The 21,830-nt window shown below is 64.0% G+C and carries 21 protein-coding genes; 16 read left to right on the top strand and 5 right to left on the bottom strand.

Annotation, left to right across the window (positions count from 1 at the left end):
- Positions 1–128: 128 nt before the first annotated feature.
- From AC07UC_RS01070 to AC07UC_RS01130, 13 genes are all read left to right on the top strand, one after another.
- Entirely contained in the window at positions 129–1,076 is a 948-nt protein-coding gene (locus tag AC07UC_RS01070) for a carbohydrate ABC transporter permease (protein WP_140771331.1), read from the top strand.
- Positions 1,073–2,023 (top strand): carbohydrate ABC transporter permease, encoded by a 951-nt coding sequence (locus tag AC07UC_RS01075; protein WP_140769950.1) that lies wholly within the window; start codon positions 1,073–1,075, stop codon positions 2,021–2,023. The genes AC07UC_RS01070 and AC07UC_RS01075 overlap by 4 nt, the downstream gene beginning before the upstream one ends.
- Complete coding sequence (locus AC07UC_RS01080) at positions 2,020–2,226, top strand: hypothetical protein (RefSeq protein WP_140769952.1); 207 nt, start codon at positions 2,020–2,022, stop codon at positions 2,224–2,226. Before AC07UC_RS01075 ends, AC07UC_RS01080 begins: the two co-directional genes overlap by 4 nt.
- A gap of 2 nt (positions 2,227–2,228) precedes the next feature.
- On the top strand, positions 2,229–3,341 hold the full coding sequence (locus AC07UC_RS01085) for an ABC transporter ATP-binding protein (RefSeq protein ID WP_494903517.1): 1,113 nt from the start codon (positions 2,229–2,231) through the stop codon (positions 3,339–3,341).
- Positions 3,334–4,347 carry an ABC transporter ATP-binding protein gene (locus AC07UC_RS01090; protein ID WP_494903519.1) on the top strand — a complete coding sequence of 338 codons (1,014 nt, stop codon included), beginning with the start codon at positions 3,334–3,336 and terminating at the stop codon, positions 4,345–4,347. Before AC07UC_RS01085 ends, AC07UC_RS01090 begins: the two co-directional genes overlap by 8 nt.
- 69 nt (positions 4,348–4,416) lie before the next feature.
- A complete protein-coding gene (locus tag AC07UC_RS01095) occupies positions 4,417–6,060 on the top strand; it encodes a dihydroxyacetone kinase subunit DhaK (RefSeq protein ID WP_494903521.1) in 1,644 nt (547 codons plus the stop codon).
- A gap of 72 nt (positions 6,061–6,132) precedes the next feature.
- Positions 6,133–6,735: a dihydroxyacetone kinase subunit DhaL gene (gene dhaL / locus AC07UC_RS01100; RefSeq protein WP_494903523.1), complete on the top strand. Its 603-nt coding sequence runs from the start codon at positions 6,133–6,135 to the stop codon at positions 6,733–6,735.
- Positions 6,732–7,121, top strand: a complete 390-nt coding sequence (gene dhaM / locus AC07UC_RS01105) for a dihydroxyacetone kinase phosphoryl donor subunit DhaM (protein WP_056569510.1) — start codon at positions 6,732–6,734, stop codon at positions 7,119–7,121. Before dhaL ends, dhaM begins: the two co-directional genes overlap by 4 nt.
- 18 nt (positions 7,122–7,139) lie before the next feature.
- On the top strand, positions 7,140–7,442 hold the full coding sequence (locus AC07UC_RS01110) for an HPr family phosphocarrier protein (RefSeq protein ID WP_140769963.1): 303 nt from the start codon (positions 7,140–7,142) through the stop codon (positions 7,440–7,442).
- 41 nt (positions 7,443–7,483) lie between these two features.
- Entirely contained in the window at positions 7,484–9,058 is a 1,575-nt protein-coding gene (gene ptsP, locus AC07UC_RS01115; protein WP_494903526.1) for a phosphoenolpyruvate--protein phosphotransferase, read from the top strand.
- An 11-nt stretch (positions 9,059–9,069) separates the two neighbouring features.
- Positions 9,070–9,495, top strand: a complete 426-nt coding sequence (locus AC07UC_RS01120) for a hypothetical protein (RefSeq protein ID WP_056569505.1) — start codon at positions 9,070–9,072, stop codon at positions 9,493–9,495.
- Positions 9,496–9,527: 32 nt separating this feature from the next.
- Positions 9,528–10,514, top strand: a complete 987-nt coding sequence (dhaK, locus tag AC07UC_RS01125) for a dihydroxyacetone kinase subunit DhaK (RefSeq protein WP_494903528.1) — start codon at positions 9,528–9,530, stop codon at positions 10,512–10,514.
- A gap of 171 nt (positions 10,515–10,685) precedes the next feature.
- A complete protein-coding gene (locus tag AC07UC_RS01130; protein WP_494908875.1) occupies positions 10,686–11,708 on the top strand; it encodes a nucleotidyltransferase family protein in 1,023 nt (340 codons plus the stop codon).
- Positions 11,709–11,716: 8 nt separating this feature from the next.
- Here the strand turns inward: AC07UC_RS01130 and AC07UC_RS01135 are convergent, their stop codons facing one another.
- The 4 genes from AC07UC_RS01135 to AC07UC_RS01150 all read right to left on the bottom strand — a co-directional run bounded on the left by AC07UC_RS01135 (position 11,717) and on the right by AC07UC_RS01150 (position 14,757).
- Entirely contained in the window at positions 11,717–12,706 is a 990-nt protein-coding gene (locus tag AC07UC_RS01135) for a serine kinase (protein WP_494903530.1), read from the bottom strand.
- Entirely contained in the window at positions 12,703–13,137 is a 435-nt protein-coding gene (locus tag AC07UC_RS01140; protein ID WP_494903532.1) for a lasso peptide biosynthesis B2 protein, read from the bottom strand. The genes AC07UC_RS01135 and AC07UC_RS01140 overlap by 4 nt, the downstream gene beginning before the upstream one ends.
- Before the next feature lie 39 nt (positions 13,138–13,176).
- Entirely contained in the window at positions 13,177–13,461 is a 285-nt protein-coding gene (locus AC07UC_RS01145; RefSeq protein ID WP_172347223.1) for a PqqD family protein, read from the bottom strand.
- Positions 13,462–13,908: 447 nt separating this feature from the next.
- Complete coding sequence (locus tag AC07UC_RS01150; RefSeq protein ID WP_494903534.1) at positions 13,909–14,757, bottom strand: DUF2259 domain-containing protein; 849 nt, start codon at positions 14,755–14,757, stop codon at positions 13,909–13,911.
- A 156-nt stretch (positions 14,758–14,913) separates the two neighbouring features.
- Between AC07UC_RS01150 and AC07UC_RS01155 the strand changes: the two genes are divergently transcribed.
- From AC07UC_RS01155 to AC07UC_RS01165, 3 genes are all read left to right on the top strand, one after another.
- Positions 14,914–16,821 (top strand): propionyl-CoA synthetase, encoded by a 1,908-nt coding sequence (locus AC07UC_RS01155; protein ID WP_494903536.1) that lies wholly within the window; start codon positions 14,914–14,916, stop codon positions 16,819–16,821.
- Between the two features lie 134 nt (positions 16,822–16,955).
- Positions 16,956–18,038 carry an acyltransferase family protein gene (locus AC07UC_RS01160; RefSeq protein ID WP_494903537.1) on the top strand — a complete coding sequence of 361 codons (1,083 nt, stop codon included), beginning with the start codon at positions 16,956–16,958 and terminating at the stop codon, positions 18,036–18,038.
- 344 nt (positions 18,039–18,382) lie between these two features.
- Positions 18,383–19,114, top strand: a complete 732-nt coding sequence (locus AC07UC_RS01165; RefSeq protein ID WP_494903538.1) for a metallophosphoesterase — start codon at positions 18,383–18,385, stop codon at positions 19,112–19,114.
- Between the two features lie 98 nt (positions 19,115–19,212).
- Here the strand turns inward: AC07UC_RS01165 and AC07UC_RS01170 are convergent, their stop codons facing one another.
- Positions 19,213–21,600 (bottom strand): polysaccharide biosynthesis tyrosine autokinase, encoded by a 2,388-nt coding sequence (locus AC07UC_RS01170; protein WP_140769982.1) that lies wholly within the window; start codon positions 21,598–21,600, stop codon positions 19,213–19,215.
- Positions 21,601–21,830: the final 230 nt, after the last annotated feature.

The following is a 21,830-nucleotide window of genomic DNA, read 5'->3' on the forward strand; positions in this document are numbered from 1 at the left end:
ATGTCGTCCGAAAACCGCTTCACACTTTTCGGCATCATGCTCTTGGTCCCGTGCCGCCCTTGGCACGGGACGCAGTTCAGATAAATTCCATGACAGAGACGACCCAAGTGACCGAAGCAGGACTGACCATGCTCAATCGGACCGCGGAGAACGTTGCCCGGGCGACCCCGGAACCGTTGGCCCGCAAGGTCCGGGGCATCAGCGACAAGGGCCTCGCCTGGCTGTTCATCTCGCCGACGATCCTGTTGCTGCTTGCCATCAACATCTTCCCGCTGTTCTGGGCGATCTATCTCTCCTTCACCAACTACCGGGCCAACCGGCCGAACGAGGTGGTGAAGAATCTCGGCTTTGCCAACTACCAGCGCATCCTCGGCGACAAGGACATCTGGATCGCCATGCAGACGACCGCGCACTTCGTGTTCTGGACCATCCTCTTGCAGACGCTGATCGGCTTCACGCTGGCCTGGCTGATCGACCGCAAATTCCGCGGCCACGCCTTCTGGACGACGCTGATCCTGGTGCCGATGATGCTGTCGCCGGCGGTGGTCGGCAATTTCTGGCGCTTCCTCTACGAGCCGCAGATCGGCCTGTTCTCCTATGTCATCTCGTTCGTCAGCGGCATTCCACCGACGAGCATCCAGATGCTCTCCAACGTCGAGTTGGCGCCGTGGTCGATCGTCATCGTCGACACATGGATGTGGACGCCCTACGTGATGCTGATCTGCCTCGCCGGCCTGCGCTCGATCCCCGAATACATCTACGAGGCGGCCGAGGTCGACCGCGCCTCCAACTGGCGGCAATTCTGGTCGATCACGCTGCCGATGGCGCTGCCCTTCATCATGCTGGCGGTGCTGTTTCGCGGCATCGAGAACTTCAAGATGTTCGACATGGTCAATCTCTTGACCGGCGGCGGGCCGGGGTCGACCACCGAGGTCGCCTCGATCACGCTGAAGCGGCAGGCTTTCGAGAGCTGGCGTACCGGCTATTCCTCGGCCTTCGCCATCATCCTGTTCGTGGCGGTGTTCGGCCTCGCCAACATCTACGTCAAGGCGCTCAACAAGGTGAAGCAGAGATGAGCCTGACCACAGCCCACTCGGTCGTCTCCCCTTCGGCGAACTCGAAGCGCATCGCCGGCGCGATCATCATCGCCTATGCGCTGATCTCGATCGTGCCGCTGCTGTGGATCTTCGCCACCAGCTTCAAGACTCCGCCGGATTCGATCGCCTATCCACCCAAGATCGTCTTCCAGCCGAGCATCGAGGGCTACTGCAACCTGTTCACGACCCGGACAAGGCAGACGCCGGAATACATCAACTCGCTCGGACCGGCGACCGGCTTCTGCGACGAGACGGTGCGCAAGCGCAACATGGTGATCGCCGGCCCGTCCAACTTCCTGCCGCGCTTCGTCAACTCGCTGATCATCGCCTTCGGCTCGACCTTCTGCGCGGTGTTTCTCGGCACGCTGTCGGCCTATGGTTTCTCGCGCTTCAAGGTGCCGCTCGCCGACGACCTTTTGTTCTTCATCCTGTCGACACGCTTCATGCCGCCGATCGCGGTCGCCATCCCGATCTACCTGATGTACCGCGAGCTTGGCCTGTCGGACACGGCCCTGGGCATGATCCTGCTCTACACGGCGGTCAATGTCTCGCTGGCGGTGTGGCTGCTGAAGGGTTTCATCGACGAGATCCCGCGCGAGTATGAGGAAGCGGCGATGATCGACGGCTACACGCGGCTGCAGGCCTTCTGGCGCACCGTGCTGCCGCAGGCGACAACCGGCATTGCCGCGACCGCCATCTTCTGCCTGATCTTCGCCTGGAACGAATATGCCTTCGCCGCACTGCTGACATCGGGCACCGCGCAGACCGCGCCGCCCTTCATCCCGACCATCATCGGCGAAGGCGGCCAGGACTGGCCGGCGGTGGCGGCCGGCACGACCATCTTCCTGGTGCCGATCCTGGTTTTCACCATCCTGCTTCGCAAGCAATTGCTGCGCGGCATCACCTTCGGCGCGGTGCGCAAATGAGCATGACCAAATCAGCCAAGCGCAAATCGCGCTGGCCGGCCTGGGCCCGGCGCGGCGTGATGGAAAATATCGCGACGGCGCTGATCGCCATCGGCTTCCTGATGTTGTTCCAACCCTTCGCGCTGTCGCTCTACACCTACTCCTTCATCACCATGCTAGCCGGCACCGTGATGTTCATCATCGTCTCGAAGTTCCCGGAATAATCATGGCCGAAATCCGCGTCCAGAATTTGAGAAAGGCCTTCGGCGATTTCGTCGCCGTGCAGGATTCCAACTTCGTCGTCGAGGATGGCGAGTTTTTCGTCATGCTCGGGCCGTCGGGCTGCGGCAAGACGACGACCTTGCGCATGATCGCAGGGTTGGAACTGCCGACTGGCGGCCAGATCCTGCTCGGCGGCGACGACGTCACCATGCTGCGGGCCCGCGAGCGCGACATCGCCTTCGTCTTCCAGCTGTTCGCGCTCTATCCGCACATGAATGTGCGCAAGAACATCGGTTTTCCGCTGCTGGCACAAGGCATGCCGTCAGCCGAAATCCGCACGCGAGTCGAGGAGACCGCTAAGCTCCTGCGCATCGACCATCTGCTCAACAAATCCGTCTCCGGCCTTGCCGGCGGCGACCGCCAGCGCGTGGCGCTCGGCCGCGCCATCGTGCGGCGGCCGAAATGCTTCCTGATGGACGAGCCACTGGGCACGCTCGACACTGAATTCCGCGACCTGATGGTCCATGAATTGCGCGAACTGCACAACCGCATCCACGCCACCACGGTCTATGTCACGCATGACCAGATGGAGGCGATGTCGATGGCCGACAAGATCGCCGTCATGAACCACGGCGTCATCGAGCAGTTCGGCAGTCCGCGCGAAATCTACGACCGACCGGCAACCATGTTCGTTGCCGACTTCATCGGCTCGCCGCCGATGAACTTTCTGGGCTTCGGCGGCGGGCTCGCCAAGGGCGCTAGGGAAATCGTCGTCCAGGGCGCGAAGGTCAAGGTGCCGGAAGTGCGCGAGGACATTGCGCCAGCCGACATGGCGCTTGGCATCCGGCCTGAACACATCCGCTTCGACGATGCCTCGAAACTGCGCGGCGCCATCTACGGTACCGAATATCTCGGCACCACCCAGATCGTCGCGGTGGAAACGGCGGACGGCATCATCAAGGCGCGCGTGCCGGCCGAAATCCGGCTCAACGCCGGCGATCATGTCGGCCTGGCCCTGAACAGCGCCCGGCTGTCGCTGTTCGACAAGGGCTCCGGCCGGGCGGTGAGAACCGCGATCCACGATACCGCCTCCCAGGGGAGAGCGCAGCATGGCTGACGTGCACATCAAGAACGTGACCAAGAGCTTCGGCGAACATGTCGCCGTCGACGGTCTCGACCTGCACATCGCCGATGGCGAATTCGTCGTGCTGCTCGGACCGACCGGAGCCGGCAAGACGACGACGCTGCGGCTGATCGCCGGGCTGGAGCGGCCGGATGCCGGCACCATCGAGATCGGCGGCCACAACGCCACGACGCTGTCCCCGGCGGAGCGCGACACCGCCTTCGTGTTCCAGCAATATTCGCTGTACCCACATCTGTCGGTGTTCGACAATCTCGCCTTCCCGCTACGTTCACCGGCACGCAAAATACCGGAAGACCAGATCCGCCGCCGCGTCGAGGAGGTGGCGAAAATGGTGCGCATCCACCACAAGCTCGCCAACCGCTCGACCAGACTGTCGGGCGGCGAAATGCAGCGCGTCGCCATCGGCCGCGCGCTGGTGCGCAAGCCTTCGATCTACCTCATGGACGAGCCGCTGTCGTCGCTCGACGCCAAGCTGCGGGCGGATCTGCGCCTCGAACTGAAGCGCATCCAGACCGAACTGGGCGCTACCATGCTCTATGTCACCCACGATCAGATCGAGGCGATGACCATGGCCGACCGCATCGGCATCCTCGCCGACGGCGTTCTGGTGCAGATCGGCACGCCAAGGACGATCTATTCGGAGCCGGCGAACCTGCATGTCGCGGCAAGGCTCGGCCAGCCGGCGATCAATCTTCTGCCGACCGGCCTGCTGCCCGATGGCAGCGCGCCGGCGGGCACCAAGACGATCGGCGCGCGCACGGAGCATCTGACCATCGAGAAGGCAACAAATGGCCATGCCGACGGCGTCGTCGACTGGGTCGAGCATCTCGGCGACCAGAACCATCTGCATGTGACGGTGGGCCCAAAGAAACTGGTGACGCTGACCGATCCGGACACCGATCTGGCGCAAGGCGACAGAGTGATGATCCGCTATCGCTCGCCGCTCTATTTCGGCGCCGACGGACAACGGTTGATGTGAAGGGTTCGGCGCTCCCGCTAAGGGTTCACGCCGCTTCTGATTGACGATTGCGAATACGGGACGAATTCGATGAAGCACTTTTTCAACCGCCGGGAAACGATCGTCACCGAGGCGCTGGACGGCCTGTTGCGGACGATCGGTTCGGGCGAGCTCGCGCGCCTCGACGGATATCCCGAGATCAAAGTCGTGCTGCGTGCCGATTGGGACAAGTCGAAGGTCAGCGTCGTCTCCGGCGGCGGCGCTGGGCACGAACCATCGCATGCCGGCTTTGTCGGCAAGGGCATGCTGACGGCGGCGGTCTCGGGCGAGATCTTTGCCTCGCCGAGCGTCGAAGCGGTGCTGGCGGCCATCCGCGTGGTCACCGGCCCGGCCGGCTGCCTGCTGATCGTCAAGAACTACACCGGCGACCGCCTCAATTTCGGCCTGGCGGCCGAGAAGGCGCGCGCCGAGGGATTTCGCGTCGAGATGGTGATTGTCGGCGACGACATCGCGCTTCCCGACATTGCCCAGCCGCGCGGCGTCGCCGGCACTCTGTTCGTACACAAGATCTCAGGCCATCTGTCGGAGGCCGGCCATGATCTGACCGATATCGCGGCGGCGGCGCGAGCGGCGGCCAAGGATATCGTCTCGCTCGGCATGTCGCTGTCTTCCTGCTCCATTCCAGGCCAGCAGCATGAGGAACGGTTTGGCGATAACGATGGTGAACTCGGCCTTGGTATCCATGGCGAGCCCGGCGTCGAGCGCATCGCGGTGCAAAGCGCGGACCGGCTGGTGGCGATCATGGCCGAGCGCCTGGCAGTGCTGCTCGATCCGAAGGCCAGCCACGCCTTGCTGATCAACAATCTGGGTTCGGTGCCGCCGCTCGAAATGTCGCTGGTCGCCAATGCGGTGCTCGCTTCCCCACTCGCCAAGACGGTCAAGCTGACGATCGGCCCCGGGCCGCTGATGACGGCGCTCAACATGAACGGCTTCTCGCTGTCGCTGATCCGGCTCGATCCAGCGCGCGAGGCCGCCTTGCTTGCGCCGGTCGGCCCGCACGCCTGGATGCCGGCGAGGCCGGTCGCGGCACCTGCCATCGTGCCGATGGCCAAAGCAGCCGGACAAAGTGCCGCGCACAAGGCCAGCCAGGATGCCGGCAGCAGGCGCCTGATCGTCACCGTCTGCGAGAAGCTGATTTCCCTCGAAGCGACATTGAACGGGCTCGACGCCAAGGCGGGCGACGGCGACACCGGCTCGACTGTGGCGACCGGCGCGCGCAGCATCCTCGATCGGCTTGACGCGCTGCCGCTGGGCAACCCCGCGGCGACCCTTGGCGCCGTCGGCGACACGCTGAGCGCATCGATGGGCGGCTCCAGCGGGGTGCTGCTGTCGATCTTCTTCACGGCGGCGGCGCAGGCGCTGGACGGCGGCGCCAGCCTGCCCAAGGCGCTGCTCGCCGGACTTGAGCGAATGACCTTCTATGGCGGCGCCAAGCCGGGCGACCGCACCATGGTCGATGCGCTCGAGCCGGCGCTCAAGGCGCTCGACAGCAATGGCCTTGGCGAAGCAGCGATCGCGGCCCGGCGCGGAGCCGAGGCGACGGCCGCCATGGAGAAGGCAAAAGCCGGACGGTCCGCCTATGTCGGCACCAAATTGCAGGGCGTTGTCGACCCCGGCGCCCATGCCGTGGGCGAGGTTTTCGCAGCCGTCGCCGCGCTGCTCGTAACGGCCTGACGCATGCACCAGTTGTCGAATGACCGTTCTTTCGCTACTGCCGGCAAGGTGAAAACCGGGACTTTGGACGACATGGCGGCATTGAACCTTGCCAGGCTGATCGCGGCCGCCGCGGATACGATTACCGCCCACGCCGAGGAATTGACGGCGCTCGACCAGGCGATCGGCGACGGCGACCATGGGCTGAACATGAAGCGCGGCTTCGAGGCCGTGCGGGCCGAGGCCGATGCGTTCGCCGCGAAGCCCTTGCCCGAGGCCCTGAAGGCGATCGGCACCAAGCTGGTGATGACGGTGGGCGGTGCCTCCGGCCCGCTGTTCGGCACATTGTTCATGGCGCTGGGCAAGGAGATCGCGGCGGAGCCCGATCGTGCCAATTTGACGACGGCCTTCGGCAAGGCGATCGAAGCGGTGGCCGCGCGTGGCAAGTCCCAGGTCGGACAAAAGACCATGCTCGATGTGCTGCAACCGGTGCATGACGCCTTGGCGGGAGGCAAGACGGCGGCGCAAATCGCCGACGTCGCCGACGCCGCCGCCGAAGCGACCGTACCGATGAAGGCGCTGCGCGGCCGCGCCTCGTTCCTAGGCGAGCGCTCGATCGGCCATATGGATGCCGGCGCGCGCTCGACCGCGCTGCTAGTGCGCACATTGGGGCAAGCGATCGGGGAAAGCGCATGAGCAATGTCGGGATCGTGATTGTGTCGCATTCGCCGCTGGTCGCGGAGGGCACGGCCGACATGGTACGCCAGATGGTGGGCGACGAAGTGCCGCTTGCATGGTGCGGCGGAAACGGCCATGGCGGGCTTGGCACCAGTGTCGAGGCGATCATGGGTGCCATCGACAAGGCCTGGTCGGAAGCTGGTGTCGCCATCCTGGTCGATCTCGGCGGAGCCGAGACCAATTCGGAAATGGCGGTGGAGATGATCGGTGAGCCGCGTGCGCAGAAGATCACCGTCTGCAACGCGCCGATCGTCGAGGGCGCCGTGATGGCGGCGACAGAATCCTCCGGCGGCGCCTCGCTGAAGGAAGTGGTAGCGACGGCGCACGAATTGTCGCCATCGTGAGTGAACGGGATTTCTGAAATGTCCGCAGCCGCCGAAGCGACCGTCCTGATCACCCACGATGTGGGCCTGCATGCGCGTCCCTCGGTGAAGTTCACCAAGCTGGCCAAGACCTTTGCCGCCGACGTGGAAATCGCGCTTGCCGCCAACGGCCCATGGTTCGACGCCAAGAGCATCGTCAAGGTGATGGCGGCCAAGGCGCCGAAGGGCACGGTGTTGCACATCAGGGCCAGCGGCAGCGGCGCCGATGACGCCGTGCGCGCGCTGATCGAACTGGTGCAGCGCGATTTCGACGAGGACGCCGGTCATGTCCGGTCGGCCTGACGCTGGCGCGCGCCTTCGCCGGCCTGCAAGGAACACGGGCCATGCGGATTGAGGGTGTTCCGGCCTCGGCCGGCTATGCCGAAGGGCCGTTGTTCGACCTCGACCGGCCGCCGGCCGTCTATGCAAGCAAAGCCACATCATCGGAAGAGAAGACGTCGCTGGAAGCCGCGATCGGCAAGGCGGTAAGCCGGCTTGCGACAATAGTCGAAACCGCCGACAGCGACGCCGCCGGCATACTCGAATTCCACATCGCCATGCTGGAGGACGATGCACTGAGCGGCCCCGCCTTCGCGTCGATCGCGTCCGGACAGACCGCCGACGCGGCATGGCGGCAGGCTCTCGACGCCGAGATCGCCGGCTACGAGGCCTCCGACCAGGATTATTTCCGCGCCCGCGCGACGGATTTGCGCGATATCAGGGACCAGGTTCTGCGCGCGCTGACCGAGGACGGTGGCGCTACGGCGCCTACCGGTGCCATCCTCTGCGGCGAGGACATCGCGCCGACGCGTTTTCTCGAAACCGACTGGAGCCATGGCGGCGGCATCGCGCTGAAGGCGGGCAGCATCGCCAGCCATGTCGCCATGCTGGCGCGCTCGCGTGGCGTGCCGATGGTGGTGGGGCTGCGCGAACCGCTTGCCGGTCTTGCCGGCATGGCGCTACTCGACGCCGAACACGGCAATATCGTTCTGGCGCCGTCGCCGGCGGAGATCGGATCGTTCCGGCAGTCGTCCTCTTCCTTCGCGGCCCGCCAAGGCAAGGCGAGGACTTTTCTGGCGCGGCCGGCTGCGACAAGAGCCGGCACGGCGGTGCGGGTGCAGGTCAACATCGCCGACCCGTCCGATGTCGACGCCATGGACATCACGACCTGCGACGGTGTCGGCCTGATGCGCACCGAATTCCTGTTCGGCAAGACTTTGCCGGATGAGGAGACGCAGTATCGCGCCTACCGCAAGGTGCTTGAGTGGGCTGGCGACAAACCCGTGACGATCCGCACTGTCGATGCCGGCGGCGACAAGCCGGTGCCGGGCTTCACCGTCGAGGAAGGCAATCCGTTCCTCGGGCTGCGCGGGATCAGACTGTCGCTGGCGCGGCTCGACATTTTTCGCGTGCAGATCAGGGCATTGCTGCGCGCCGCGCCACACGGCAATCTCAGGGTCATGTTTCCGATGATCGCCATCGCCGATGAGTATGAGCGCGCAGCCGCTCTGTTCGCCGAGGAACAGGCAGTTCTTGCCGCGCGTGGTGTCGCGCACAGGCTGCCGCCGCTCGGCATCATGGTTGAAGTGCCTTCAGTCGCCATCGCGCCGGAAGCATTCGCAGGCGTCGCCTTCTTCTCCATCGGCTCCAACGATTTGACGCAATATGTGGTGGCGGCCGCGCGGGATAACGCTGCCGTGGCCCACCTCAATTCGGTCCGCCATCCGGCGGTGCTGCGGCTGATCGGCTCGGTTGTGGCCTTTGGACGGGACAACAGCATTCCCGTCAGCCTGTGCGGCGATGCCGGCGGCGATCCCGTCGCGATCCCGTCGCTACTCGAAGCGGGCCTGCGCGATCTGTCCGTCGCGCCGGCACAACTCGCCATGGCCAAGGCGGCCATCGCGGATGTTTCGGTCTAGGCGCGGCTGGCATGGTCGACATCAAACCCGAACCCGGTTCCGAAGAGGCGATCCGCGCATACAAGACGATCCTGTCGCAGGTCATCGACCAGCGCCCGTCCGGCATGCGCCAGCGCCTTGCCGACGCGCTTGGCAAGCACCGCAGTTTCGTCACGCAGATCTCCAGCCCGGCCTATACGATCCCTATCCCTTCAAAGCATCTGCCTTCGATCTTTTCCGTCTGCCATTTCAGCCCGGCCGAGCGGGACCAGTTCCTCGCCGCCTACCACCAGGCGCATCCGGGAAAGATGTCGGTGGCCGCGGGCATGCGCAAAACCCGGCACGTTTCGCTTGTCGTTCCCGATTTCGGTGACGACAAGCAGAATGCGGCGCTCGATCGGGCCATCAACGAATTCATCCAGAAGATCACCAGCATCGCCGGCAAGGGTGGCGGCTGACTATTCCTTGCCGGGCTGTTTGGGAGGACGCCATGAAGAAATTTATGAACGCGGTGGACACGGTGCTGACCGAGAGCCTCGATGGTTTCGTGGCCGCCCATGCCGATATACTGGTGCTTGGCGAGGAGCACAAATTCGTCCGCCGCAGGACCTTGCGGCCGGGCAAGGTGGCGCTGATCTCCGGCGGCGGCTCGGGCCACGAACCGCTGCATGGCGGCTTTGTCGGCCATGGCATGCTGGATGCCGCCTGCCCCGGCCAGGTTTTCACCTCGCCAACGCCGGACCAGATGCTGGCGGCGGCGCAGGCCGTCGACACCGGCGCCGGTTGCCTGTTCATCGTCAAGAACTACGAGGGCGATGTGATGAACTTCGACATGGCCGCCGAAATGTCGGAAGGCGTCCTGCAGGTGGTGACCAATGACGATGTCGCCGTCGAGAATTCATCCTATACGACCGGCCGGCGCGGCGTCGCCGGCACGCTGGTGGTGGAAAAGATCGTCGGCGCGGCGGCCGAGCATGGCTTGGCCCTGCCGGTGCTGAAGACGCTGGGCGAGCGCGTCAACGCAGCCACCCGGTCGATGGGTGTGGCTCTGACCAGTGGTACCGTGCCGGCCGCGGGCAAGCCGACCTTCGACATCGGCGACGGCGAAATGGAATTCGGGGTCGGCATCCATGGCGAACCCGGCCGTCGCCGCGACAGGTTGAAAAGCGCCGATGCGATCGCCGAGGAAATCTGCACCGCGATCCTGGGCGATCTTGGCGACAAGGCGACAGGCCCGGCGCTGCTGTTCGTCAACGGCTTCGGAGGCACGCCGCTGATGGAGCTCTATCTGATGTATAACAGTGCCCGCCGGATTTTCGAGAAGCGCGGCGTGACGGTAACCCGCTCGCTGGTCGGCACCTATGTCACCTCGCTCGACATGGCTGGATGTTCGATCACGCTGACCATGCTCGATGACGAGATGACCGGCTGGTGGGACGCGCCTGTCCACACGGCAGCACTGCGCTGGGGCATGTAAGACTGGCTTCCACAGCGCTTTTCTGCAACCATCCTGGACATCTCCCTAGAGCGCTTCACCGTTTCACGGAAACGGCGAATTGCTCTAACTCTTTGTTTTTACGCAATTCCGAACACAAAACCGCTTACACTTTTCCTGGAATTGCTCTAGCGATAAGATTTGTCCGGCTTGATGCTGCCATCCCTGACCTCCGCCGAAGAAAGACTGCTGCTGCGCCTAGCCGATCCGGAGGCGGCGGCAGTCGAGGACAATTTGTCGGCAAAGTCCCTGTCCGCGCTGCTCGACAATGCCGAATTCCACGGCATCCTGCCGATCATGCTGCGCAAGCTCAGGGAGCGCGGCGATGCACGCCTGCCGCCGGACACCGACTTGCGGGACAAGCTCGACGATTTGCGCCAGAAGGCGACGATCGCCACCGGCCAGTCGATGCTGCTGCAATATCATGGCGACCGCATCATGAAGGAGATGGCGGCGCAGGGCATTCCGGCGCGGATCGTCAAGGGACCGGTCTTCGCGCGAAAGCTTTATCACAACGTGTCGGACAGGCCGTTCACCGACATCGACATCCTTGTCGAACCCGCCAACCTTGCGCGGGCAAACCAGGTGATCGCGTCCTGCGGCTTCGAGCTAGGCAGTGACGAAGCCGAATCCTACCAGCTGCACGAATTCAAATGGCTGGAAAAGGAGAATTCCAGCCTGCTGGTCGAGCTGCATGGCGACCTGGTGCACGACACCGGCATGCGGCGGCGCCTGTCGCTGGGTTTTCGCGAACTGGGTGTCATCGACGGAGATGTGAGGGACACGCCGGCCGCGCTTTTGACGATCGCCATCGTGCATGCCGCCGGCGGCCACAAATTCCACCGGCTGCAGCTTTGCGTCGACGTGCTGCAAGGGGTGCGGGCGCTGCAGTCAGCCGAATCGGAAAGCCGCCTGCTCGACGCCGCCCGGATGACCGGCATCGAGCTCGAACTGGCGATCGTGCTCAATGTCACCGGCCAGTTGTTCGGCGAGGGTCGCGCGCTTGAGCTCGCCGGGCGGATCAAGCCCGATCTCTCAATAAGGCTGGCCAGGCGGCTGATCACGACGAACACGCTGCTCAGGGTCAATTCCCGGGAGAAGATCGGCTCGCGTCTGCGGCGCGATGCCTTCCGCTGGATCCAGCGGCTGGCCAAGGCCAGGCCATACGCCGCTTGAACTTGCCGTCAACCCGGTGATGTCAACGTGGCGCTTATCAACGCCGCCGCGTCGGCCGGGCGCGCGCCCACTTCCAGAGTGAATGTCGGGACCGAGGAAACCAGCTTGCCGATCGTCGCCAGCCGGCGCTTCTGCGAGGGCAGCAGGCCAGTCATGCTGGTGCGGACATTGTCCATCGCCAGCGCCACCATCGCGTCGGTCCGGGCCATGGGCACGAGCCGGGTCTCACGGTCGGCGGAGCGCGCCAGGTGCAGCACGGCCGCCACCGGCCGGGCGACCGGGCTTTCGATCCGTACGATCTCGCTCAACCGCTGCAGCGAGACGGCCTGTTCGCCGTTGCGGTCCCACGACGGACCAAGGCAAGGCGCAACCTGCGGGATCATTTCGGCGGTCTTCTGATGGATCTTGACGTGGCGCGGCAGACCCCAGGCCAAGGGCTGCTTCTCCAAAGCCAGATCCAGGATCATGGCGTCGTCGGAGCAGAGACCAAAGCCTTGCGTTGCCAGCGCCAGCGAGGTCGTGGTCTTACCGGTGCCGCTTGGGGCATGGATCAGCACGATGGTGTCGCGGCCCGGCAGTGTCAGGCCGGCCGTGTGCAGCATATGCTGGCCGCCGGCGTCGAGTGCAGCGTCCAACACCAGCATCGATGGCGTCCAGGCTGCTTTCGCCCCAGGGCGAACCCGAAGTTTCGCCCACCCTTCCTCGTCATTGACGGCAACGGTCTGGCGCCCGGGAAAGATGAGATGGATGGTGCCGCCCTCAGCGACCATCCGGCAGTAGCCGTCCTCCGGTATCTCACCGTCGAAGACGAGCGATCCGCCGGGCTCCTCGTCCAGAACGTCCGCCTCGGTGATATCGAGACGAAAGCCCGGCGCCGTATCGCCGGTGACTCGCAGGATGCCCAGCATCCTGTCGAAATCCTGCCAAAGCTCGGGGCGTTCGGCCGATATGCCGAAGACCTGGCCGTTGAGGTCGTAGCATGCTGAAGGCTTGGTCAAGCGGGGCGCACCTTTGAGGTATCGGCATGGTGGCGATAGATCTCCACCATGCCGGGAAGGCTGTCACTGACCACGGGCCTGCCGTCGAGGCAGACCCAGCAATGCGCCGAAACGCGCGGCGTCTGCAGTGACTTCGGGTCGACGCCGAAACGCAACTCCGGATCGAAGCCGGCAAGGCGCAGGAAGCGATGGCCGAGCAGGCCTTCCCGCAGGCATCTGCGGTCGCGCATCAGCCAGGGATGGCGGACAATGCGGTTGACGCGAGCGACGATGTAGCCGGCTGGCAGGCCGCGATAGGGGGTCGAGGAGGCGAGCGGAGCCCATTTCAGCACGTCCTCGAAGCTGCGCCCGGCAATGAGCGCCGGCATCAGCCGCGCGCTTGTCCAGAGATGGCAGCGAAACAGGGCACGCAGGAGCGGACCGTCAGCCATTAGGCGATACCTCTAGCCATCAAGCGGCACCTTTGGCCATCAAGCATTTGGGGCGGCGAGGATACCTTCCGAGACCAGATCGTTGGCCAATGCCGCCATGTCCTCATCGAGCGTATCCTTGTCGACCTCGAACTCCTCGCAAAGCAGGCCGACGATCTGATCGAGGCTTCGCGCACCATCCACCTTGTCGAGAAAGGCTTCCGTCGTGCCGTTGCAGGTGTAGAGCTGGCCGCTGCGCGCCAGAAGCACGACGGCACCGTCGCCGACATGCTGGACCGAGGCGTCGTCCGCCAGCCGCAAAACCGTTCCAGAGACAATTTCCATCACCAACCCCAACAAGCCGCGCCAGAACCCGAAAATGAGATAGCGCGGCGGTGCGGCGCTGTCTATCGGCCGGCCGGGAGAGATCGCCGATGCGGCTTTGCGATGCGACGGATTCCTGCCGGCCGCAGAAGCGCCATCACCCGTTCCCAACCGAAAATCGTCCCAGAAATAGTCGTCGCCGTGACGCCACAGGCAAGTGCGTTGACCGATGGGACCGTTGCTTTTCTTCCCTTAAGTAAGGTAAAGACTCCACGGGTTTTGGGGAGATAGCGTATGCGTTACAACTGGGAGCGGGCTCCGACGACTTTCGAACGTCATCGAAAAGCCCTGGCGGCGGCGATTTTGATCTTCGGCGGTGTAGGCCTCATGCTTGTGGCCCTGCCGATCTAGTACAATCGAAATTTGTCCAATGAATACCGTTCGTTAGACGGCTATCGGGTCGGCTCCTCAGCGGGCCTGCCCCGTCACGGCAATGAAACGGCGGTCGCGCCCTTCGAAGCCCTGGCTGAAGCGCTGCACCAGCACGACAATCACCGCCGGTTTGCCTGAAGGTGTGTATTCATAGGATTCCGACAGGCTGTAGGAAGTCGGGCAGTTCCTCGAGCCAGGCACGGCCTTGTCCTCATGCAAGGTCTTGAACGGCTTGCCGTCCTGGCCCTGCAGCGACAGCCGGAAACCGAGCGCCTTGCCCGTCTTGTCGCCTTGAGGAGCCTTGTCACCCTGTAGGGCCTGGTCGCCCGATTGGGCTTCGTCGAAACTCGCCGAACAATCCGCCGTGCTGGTGGCCAGGATCTGGTCGAGCTGGATCGTCGAAATGCCTGTCTCGCCATAGAGCGGCGAAAGCCATTTCTGCGACACTTGCTCGAGGCGGGAGATGTCGGCGAAGGCGACCATCTCGCCGGGGAAGGTGAACTTGTCGGAGGCGGTCTGCTTGCCGCGCGATGCGATGGCGTATCTGGCCAGGATGGGATTTGCCCTCGCAGCCGCTTGCGCCCTTGCCTGTTCAAGGCTCAGCGTCGATTCCTCGGATTCGTCAACGACTAGAATCGGTTTGCCGCCGACGAACTCGTCGGTGCGCGTGTCGATGATGTCGATCTGCGAATAACCGGACGCCGAGGCACCGGCATCAAGCTGGCCATATTGCTCGAAGGCAAAATAGCTCCCGTCGGGCGAGAAGCCGATGATGCGCCGTGCCGCGGCGTCTCCGGCCACAGCGGTCGCGGTGGAGATAGCGAGCAGCGCGCCGATCGTCAGCGCAAATGCCGGTTTTGCCATGATCGGCAATGGATGGCGCATCGTTTGGATTCTCCCCCCGCGAGGGCTCCACTTCACGACACAGCGCACCAGGGGTCAAGACGAGACCGGCTCAGACGAAAATCAGGGAAGACAGCGCCGGAAAAAACAGCATAGGCTGTTTGCAAAGACGGCAAATGGTTCCTGGGGAGGTTACGGATGGCTTCACGCTATCATGAGGTCTATGACGGCTGGAAACGCGAGCCGGAAGAATTCTGGGCGGACGCGGCCGGTGCCATCGACTGGTATTCGCCCTGGGACAAGGTGTTCGATGCCACCGCCGGCGTCTACGGCCGCTGGTTTACGGGCGCGACCTGCAACACCTGCTACAATGCCATCGACCGGCATGTCGCCGGCGGACGCGCCGACCAGATCGCGCTGATCTACGACAGCGCCATCACCGGAACGGTCAAAAAATTCACCTATGCCGAGCTGAAGCGTGAAGTGGTGGCGCTGACCTCGGTGCTTAAGAACCGGGGCGTCGGCAAGGGCGACCGCGTCATCATCTACATGCCGATGGTGGCGGAGGCGGCCATCGCCATGCTCGCCTGCGCCCGCATCGGCGCCGTGCATTCGGTGGTCTTCGGCGGCTTTGCCTCGCATGAGCTTGCCACCCGCATCGACGACGCCAAGCCAAAGCTGATCATCTCGGCCTCCTGCGGCCTGGAACCAGGCCGCATCGTTGCCTACAAGCCGCTGCTCGACAAAGCGATCGAGATGTCCCGCCATAAGCCGGACGCTTGCCTGATCCTGCAGCGCGACCAGCTGCGCTGTGACCTGAAGGACCATTTCGACATCGACTATGCCGACGCCGTCGCGCGCGAGCGGGCCGCAGGCGCCAATGTCGACTGCGTGCCGGTGCTCGCCACCGATCCGCTCTACATCATCTACACTTCGGGCACGACCGGACAGCCAAAGGGAATCGTGCGCGACAATGGCGGCCACATGGTCGCGCTGAAATGGACGATGGAGAACGAGTTCGGCGTCAAGCCGGGCGAAGTGTTCTGGGCGGCGTCCGATGTCGGCTGGGTGGTCGGCCATTCCTACATCGTCTATGGACCGCTGCTGCATGGCTGCACCAGCATCCTGTTCGAGGGCAAGCCGATCGGCACGCCGGATGCCGGCACCTACTGGCGGGTCATCTCGGATCATGGCGTCGTCGCGCTGTTCACCGCGCCGACGGCCTTCCGCGCCATCAAGGGGCAGGACCCCAAAGGCGAGTTCGTTCCCAAATACGATCTGTCGAAATTCCGCACGTTGTTCCTCGCCGGCGAGCGCGCCGACCCCGAAACCATCAAATGGGCGGAGCAGAAGCTGAACGTGCCGGTGGTCGACCATTGGTGGCAGACCGAGACCGGCTCGCCGATGACCATCAACCCGGCGGGGCTCGGGCTGCTGCCGGTGAGATACGGCTCGCCCGGCGTGCCGATGCCCGGCTACGACATCCGCGTGCTCGACGATGCCGGCCACGAGGTGTCGCGCGGGACGCTCGGCAACGTCGTGGTCAAGCTGCCGCTGCCCGCCGGCTGCCTGCCGACGCTGTGGAACGCGGATGCCCGCTTCCGCCAGGCCTATCTCGATGAGTTCCCCGGTTTCTACAAGACAGCCGATGCCGGCATGATCGACGAGGACGGTTACCTCTACGTGATGGCCCGCACCGACGACATCATCAATGTCGCCGGCCACCGGCTGTCGACCGGGGCCATGGAAGAGGTGCTGGCCGCCCATCCCGATGTCGCCGAATGCGCTGTCGTCGGCATCGCCGATGCGATGAAGGGCCAGATTCCGCTCGGCTTCGTGGTGCTGAACGCCGGTGTCGCGCGCGACGGCGGCGCCATCGAAAAGGAGGTCGTCGCGCTGGTGCGCGAGCGCATCGGCCCGGTCGCGGCCTTCAAGACCGTGGTGACGATCAAGCGCCTGCCCAAGACCCGGTCGGGAAAGATCCTGCGCGGCACCATGCAGAAGATCGCCGACAAGGAGGAGTGGGCGATGCCGGCGACCATCGACGACCCTGCCATCCTGGACGAGATCACCGCCGCCCTGAAGGCGCGCGGGATCGGGGTTTGAGGCCGACACGGCGAGCGGTTTCGCGCCGTCCTTCCTTGCCGTTCGGCCTATCCTGATCGGCAAGCAATACTTTTATTGTGCAATGCAGCAAGCCACCCTACAGTGACGGGTGGGGGGCCATCCGGCGATGCGGTATGGCTCAGCAAAAAATTACGTTCGGCGGCGTCGACATCCTGCGGTTTCTCGCCGCCGTGCTCGTCATGATCTACCACTATGGCTTCTGGGTGTGGGCCTATCCCGATGGCATTTCGGCACAGGCCACGGGCGGCGTGCCGGCGCAGCCAGCGATAGGCGCCTGGGTCGGGTCCGGCTGGGTTGGCGTCGAGATCTTCTTCGTCATCAGCGGCTTTGTCATCGCCTTCAGCGCCGAGAAATCGACGCCGCTGCGGTTTTTCGAGGCAAGATTCAAAAGGCTGGCGCCGGCGGTGTGGATCTGCGCGCCGATCACAGCGGTGCTCTTGCTGCTCATCGGCCTGAGCTGGCCGACCGATGCGGTGGTCAGGCTCGTCCGCACCGGCCTGTTCGCGCCTTATGGCCCATGGGTGGACAGTGTCTACTGGACGCTCGGCATCGAGATCGTCTTCTACGCCATCGTCTGGGTCCTGCTGCGGCTCGGCCGCTTCCATCTGATGGAAATGGTCGCCATCGCCATCGGCCTGGTCAGCACGCTGTTCTGGTGCCTCTACTATCTCTTCGACTGGTCCGACTTCGCCGAGACGCGCTGGCTGCAGCTTACCCTGGTGCACCATGGCTGCTTCTTCGCGGTCGGCGTGCTGCTCTGGCTGATGCGGTTCAAGGCGCTGACGCCTTCCCGCCTCGGCTTCTGCCTGTTGTTCCTTGGCGGCGGCGTGCTGCAGATCGCCAGTTCGGTCGACGTCCACAGCATCAAGGTCAATGCCGTGATGCCCTATGCGCCGCCAATCCTGATCTTCCTCGTCGCTATAGCCTTGATGGCATGGTCGTTGCGGCTCGACCTCGGCTGGAGCGGCTGGCGCCGGATCGGCCTGATGACCTATCCGCTCTACCTGATCCACGATGTCGTCGGCGCGGCAATGCTTGGGGCGATGGTCCGCGCCGGTGCGCCTTATCTCCCGTCGATGACAATCGTCGGCGCGACCATGATCGCGGCAAGCTGGCTGGTGGCGACCGAGGCCGAGCCGCGTATCCGGCTGCTGCTCGACCACACGGTTTTCCGCTACCGGCTCAAGGCCGCCTAGACGCCAGATCGGTTCTCGTTTCGGGGAAACGGCGAACCGATCCATCTCTTTATCCTGACGCAGCTCCCCAGGGAAAGCGTTACGCGCTTTTCCCGGGAAAACCGCCTCCGCACCTTTCCTAGAATAGCGCCGTGGCGTGAACATACCCAGCCTACCCGGCACGCCCTATCCGTCTGGCGCGGCACGATCTTTCCGAAATCCGGATTCCGCTTCGGGATCGTAAATTAGCCTCTTGGCACGCTAAGCTTCACGCGTGATAACAGACAGTCATGTTTTGTGCATGACTGTCCGCTTTTCGATATCGAGAGCCTTCGCCAGTGAACCTGTTTCAGCGAAAACCCCGGATGGCGGCGCGTGCACGCCTCGATATCGACCTGCAGGACACGACCGTCTATGCGATCGGCGACGTGCATGGCTGCTATAGGGAGCTGCGCTCGCTGGAGCAGAAGATCCTGCTCGATTCCTTGCGCTTCCAGGGCCGCAAGATCATCATCATGCTCGGCGACTATATCGACCGTGGGCCGCAATCGGCGCGGGTGCTCGACCATCTCCTTGCGCCGCCGCCGAAGGGGTTCCAGCGCATCTGCCTCGCGGGCAATCACGAGGTGGCGATGCTGCATTATCTCGACGGCAATCTGTCACGCGAACCCTGGTTGGCGGCAGGTGGCCTGCAAACCCTGTTCTCCTATGGCCTCGACCCGCAGCGGCTGGCCGGTCTTTACGAAAGAAGCGCGGAGATCGACCGGCACATAAGGGATGTCATCCCGGCCGAGCATGTCAGCTTCCTGCGTGGGCTGCCGATCATGGTCCGCTCGAGAAAATTCGTCTTCGTCCATGCCGGCATCAGGCCGGGCGTCGACCTCGCGGCGCAGGACGACCGTGACCTCCTCCACATCCGTTCGGATTTCTTCGACGCGGCGCATCTGCTCGACCGCTGGGTGGTGCATGGCCACACGCCGGTGGACATCCCAAGACTTGAGGGACGCAGGCTGGGCATCGACACCGCCGCCTTCCAGAGCGGCCGCCTGACGGCGGTCAGGATCGCCGACAAGCAGGGCCGGCTGATCTTCTCCTGATCAGGCTCCCGGGAAAAGCGTGTAGCGCCCTCCCCTGGGAATTGCATCAAAACAAAGAGTTAGAGCGGTTCGCCGTTTCCGTGAAACGGCGAAATGCCCTAGACCGGCGCCTTGCTGCGGACTTCCGACTTGTCGAGATAGTAGGTCGAATATTTGTCGAAGAATTTCTCCGACGCCCCAAACGACCCGTATTTGGCGAGCTTCTTCAGATCGACCTTGTTCAGCACCGCCCCGACGATCTTGTTGGCGACATAGGGCTCGGATTCCAGCATCGACCGCACCATGGCGCGCGGCGTGCGGCCCCATTCGGTGACGAGCACGAAGCCGTCGACGAGCGGCGCGAAGGCCTTGGCGTCGACCACCGGCCCGAGCGGCGGCAGATCGACGACGATGTATTCGAACGTCTCCTTGGCATTATCGATGAAGCGCCGCATTCCGGCCGAGGAAAGCAGCTCGCTGGTGTGCGAGAAGTGCCCACGCAACACGGCCGGAATGATGGCAAGCTTGGTCTGCCTGTCGATCTTACCGACGGATTGCCATGTCTGACCGCTCACCACCGCTTCCATCAGGCCTTGTTCGGCCTCCATGCCGAGGCTGCGGCTGAGACCGGGATTGCGCAAGTCGCCGTCGATGAGCAGCGTCTTGGCGCCGTTGGCGGCAAGCAGCCCGGCGAGATTGGCCGCCACCGTCGACTTGCCTTCGCCGGGAAGCACGGAGATGACGCCGATGACGCGGCTGCCTTGTCCTTCCATCACGACATCGAAGGCGATCTTGGCGCTGCGCAGCGTTTCGGCAAACATCGATGCCGGAGCGTCGATGCTCACCCTCATTCGCGCCCGCCTTTCAATGGCGGCCGGCGATCTGGCTGCCTTGGCATCCGGCTGAGCCTCGGCCGGCTTGTCGTCCTTGGCGGGTTTGCTGCCGATGGTCGGCAGGTAGCCGAGGAATTTGAGACCGACGCGGTCGCGCACCTCCTCACCGGTCCGGAAAAACCGCTCGTTGAATTCGTTGAGGCCGCCGAAGCCGGCGCCCATCAGCACACCGAGCACGAGCGAGAGCCCGAGCACGACCATGGTACGCGGGCTCGAGGCGGAGAGCGGTGTCGAGGCGTCCGAGATGATGCGGATCTTGCCGACCGGGAAGGATTGCTGCTGCGCGGCTTCCTCGTAGCGGCCGAGGAACGTCTGGTAGAGCGTCGTGAGCGCCGTCGCCTTCTGGTCGAGGTCGCGCAACTGGACCTGCGACTGGTTGTCGATGGAACTCTTGCCCTGTGCGGCGGCGACATTGGCCCGGAGCGCGGTCTCGCGCGCCAGCGCCACTTCATATTCGTTGCGATAGCTTTCGGTGAGCTGCTTCAGCTCGCCGAATATCTGCGCCGATATGTCGGCCTTTTCCTTGGCAAGCGCGACGGCCTGCGGATGTTCGGGACCGAAATTCGCCTCGACGTCCTGCTGCCGCTTGGCGACGGTGAGGTAGCGGGTCTTGAGCGCCGAAATGACCGAACTGCTCGGCTGGTCGGCCGATATGGCCGCGTCCTTGAAGGCGTTCTCGGAGCCGCTATCGACAATCGACTTGTACTGCTGGTAGCGGGCGCTGGCGCGAGCCGTGTCGGCCTGCGCCACGATCAGCTGGGCGTTGAGGTCGGCAAGCTGCTTGTCGCTCATCAGCTGGCCATCGCTGTTGGCGGACAGGCCGTGCTCGGCCCTGAATTTCTCGACCGCGAGCGATGCCTGCTGCGAACTCTCGCGCAGTTCCGTCAGCCGGCCCTGCAGCCAGACCGCCGCGCGCTCGGTGGCGTCGAAGCTGGCGTCGAGCTGATCGGCAAGATAGGCGTCGGCATAGGCCTTGGTGATCGCGGTCGCCAGTCCCGGATCCGTCGCCTGATAGCCAAGCGCGATGACATAGCTTCGTCCGACACGATCCGCCCGGATTTCGTTCTGCAGCTTGAGGATGGCGTAGTCACGGCGCGACGCGGCAATCAGCGCATCGCGGGCAGCCGGGTCGAGTTTGCTGATGTCACCAAGGCCCGGCATGGGCGGGCTGGGGCGGACATACTGGATCAGGCCGCGGATCAGGCCGACGCCCTGGGCAAGCGCCGACTGCGGCGGGTTCATGAAGGCATCGTTCTGGTCGAGCTTGAGCTTGTCGACGACCACCGCGGCAAGCCGCGTCGAGGTCAGTATCTCGATCTGGCTCAAAATGGCGGAATCGGTCTGCATGGTGGTCGACGCCGCCGAAATGTCGTCGACGATCTTGTTCAGCCCCTCGTCGATCAGCACGCTCGAGACCGACACAAATTTGGGCGGCGTGGTCTGCAGATAGAGCATGCCCAGGAAAAGACCGATGGCGGCGCACACGGCAACCACCTTGGCCTGCCGCGCAGCCATGCCAAGCAGACGCTCGATATCGATGAAGTCTTCGCCGCCTCCTGCATCCGAATTCGGCAATGGCATCCTCTTGTCGAGAGGAAAGTTGGCATAGTTCATCGTCGGTCCAATCCCAGAGCCTGTCGCGTCCCGATCATCGGGTTTAGGCTCTATCTCTTTGTTTGGGCACAATCTTTTCCGAAAACCGGGACTGACTTTCCGGGATCGTGCCTTGGCTTGCAGTTGCCTCGATGGCCGGGAGCATTGCCGTGGGCAATGCAAGCCTCATGCCAATCAGCGAGGAACCTGCCAGCCCCTCGCCAACAGTCATGTGACAATGCTCCCGAAAG

The sequence above is a fragment of the Mesorhizobium sp. GW821-FHT04C10 genome, assembly GCF_059420305.1.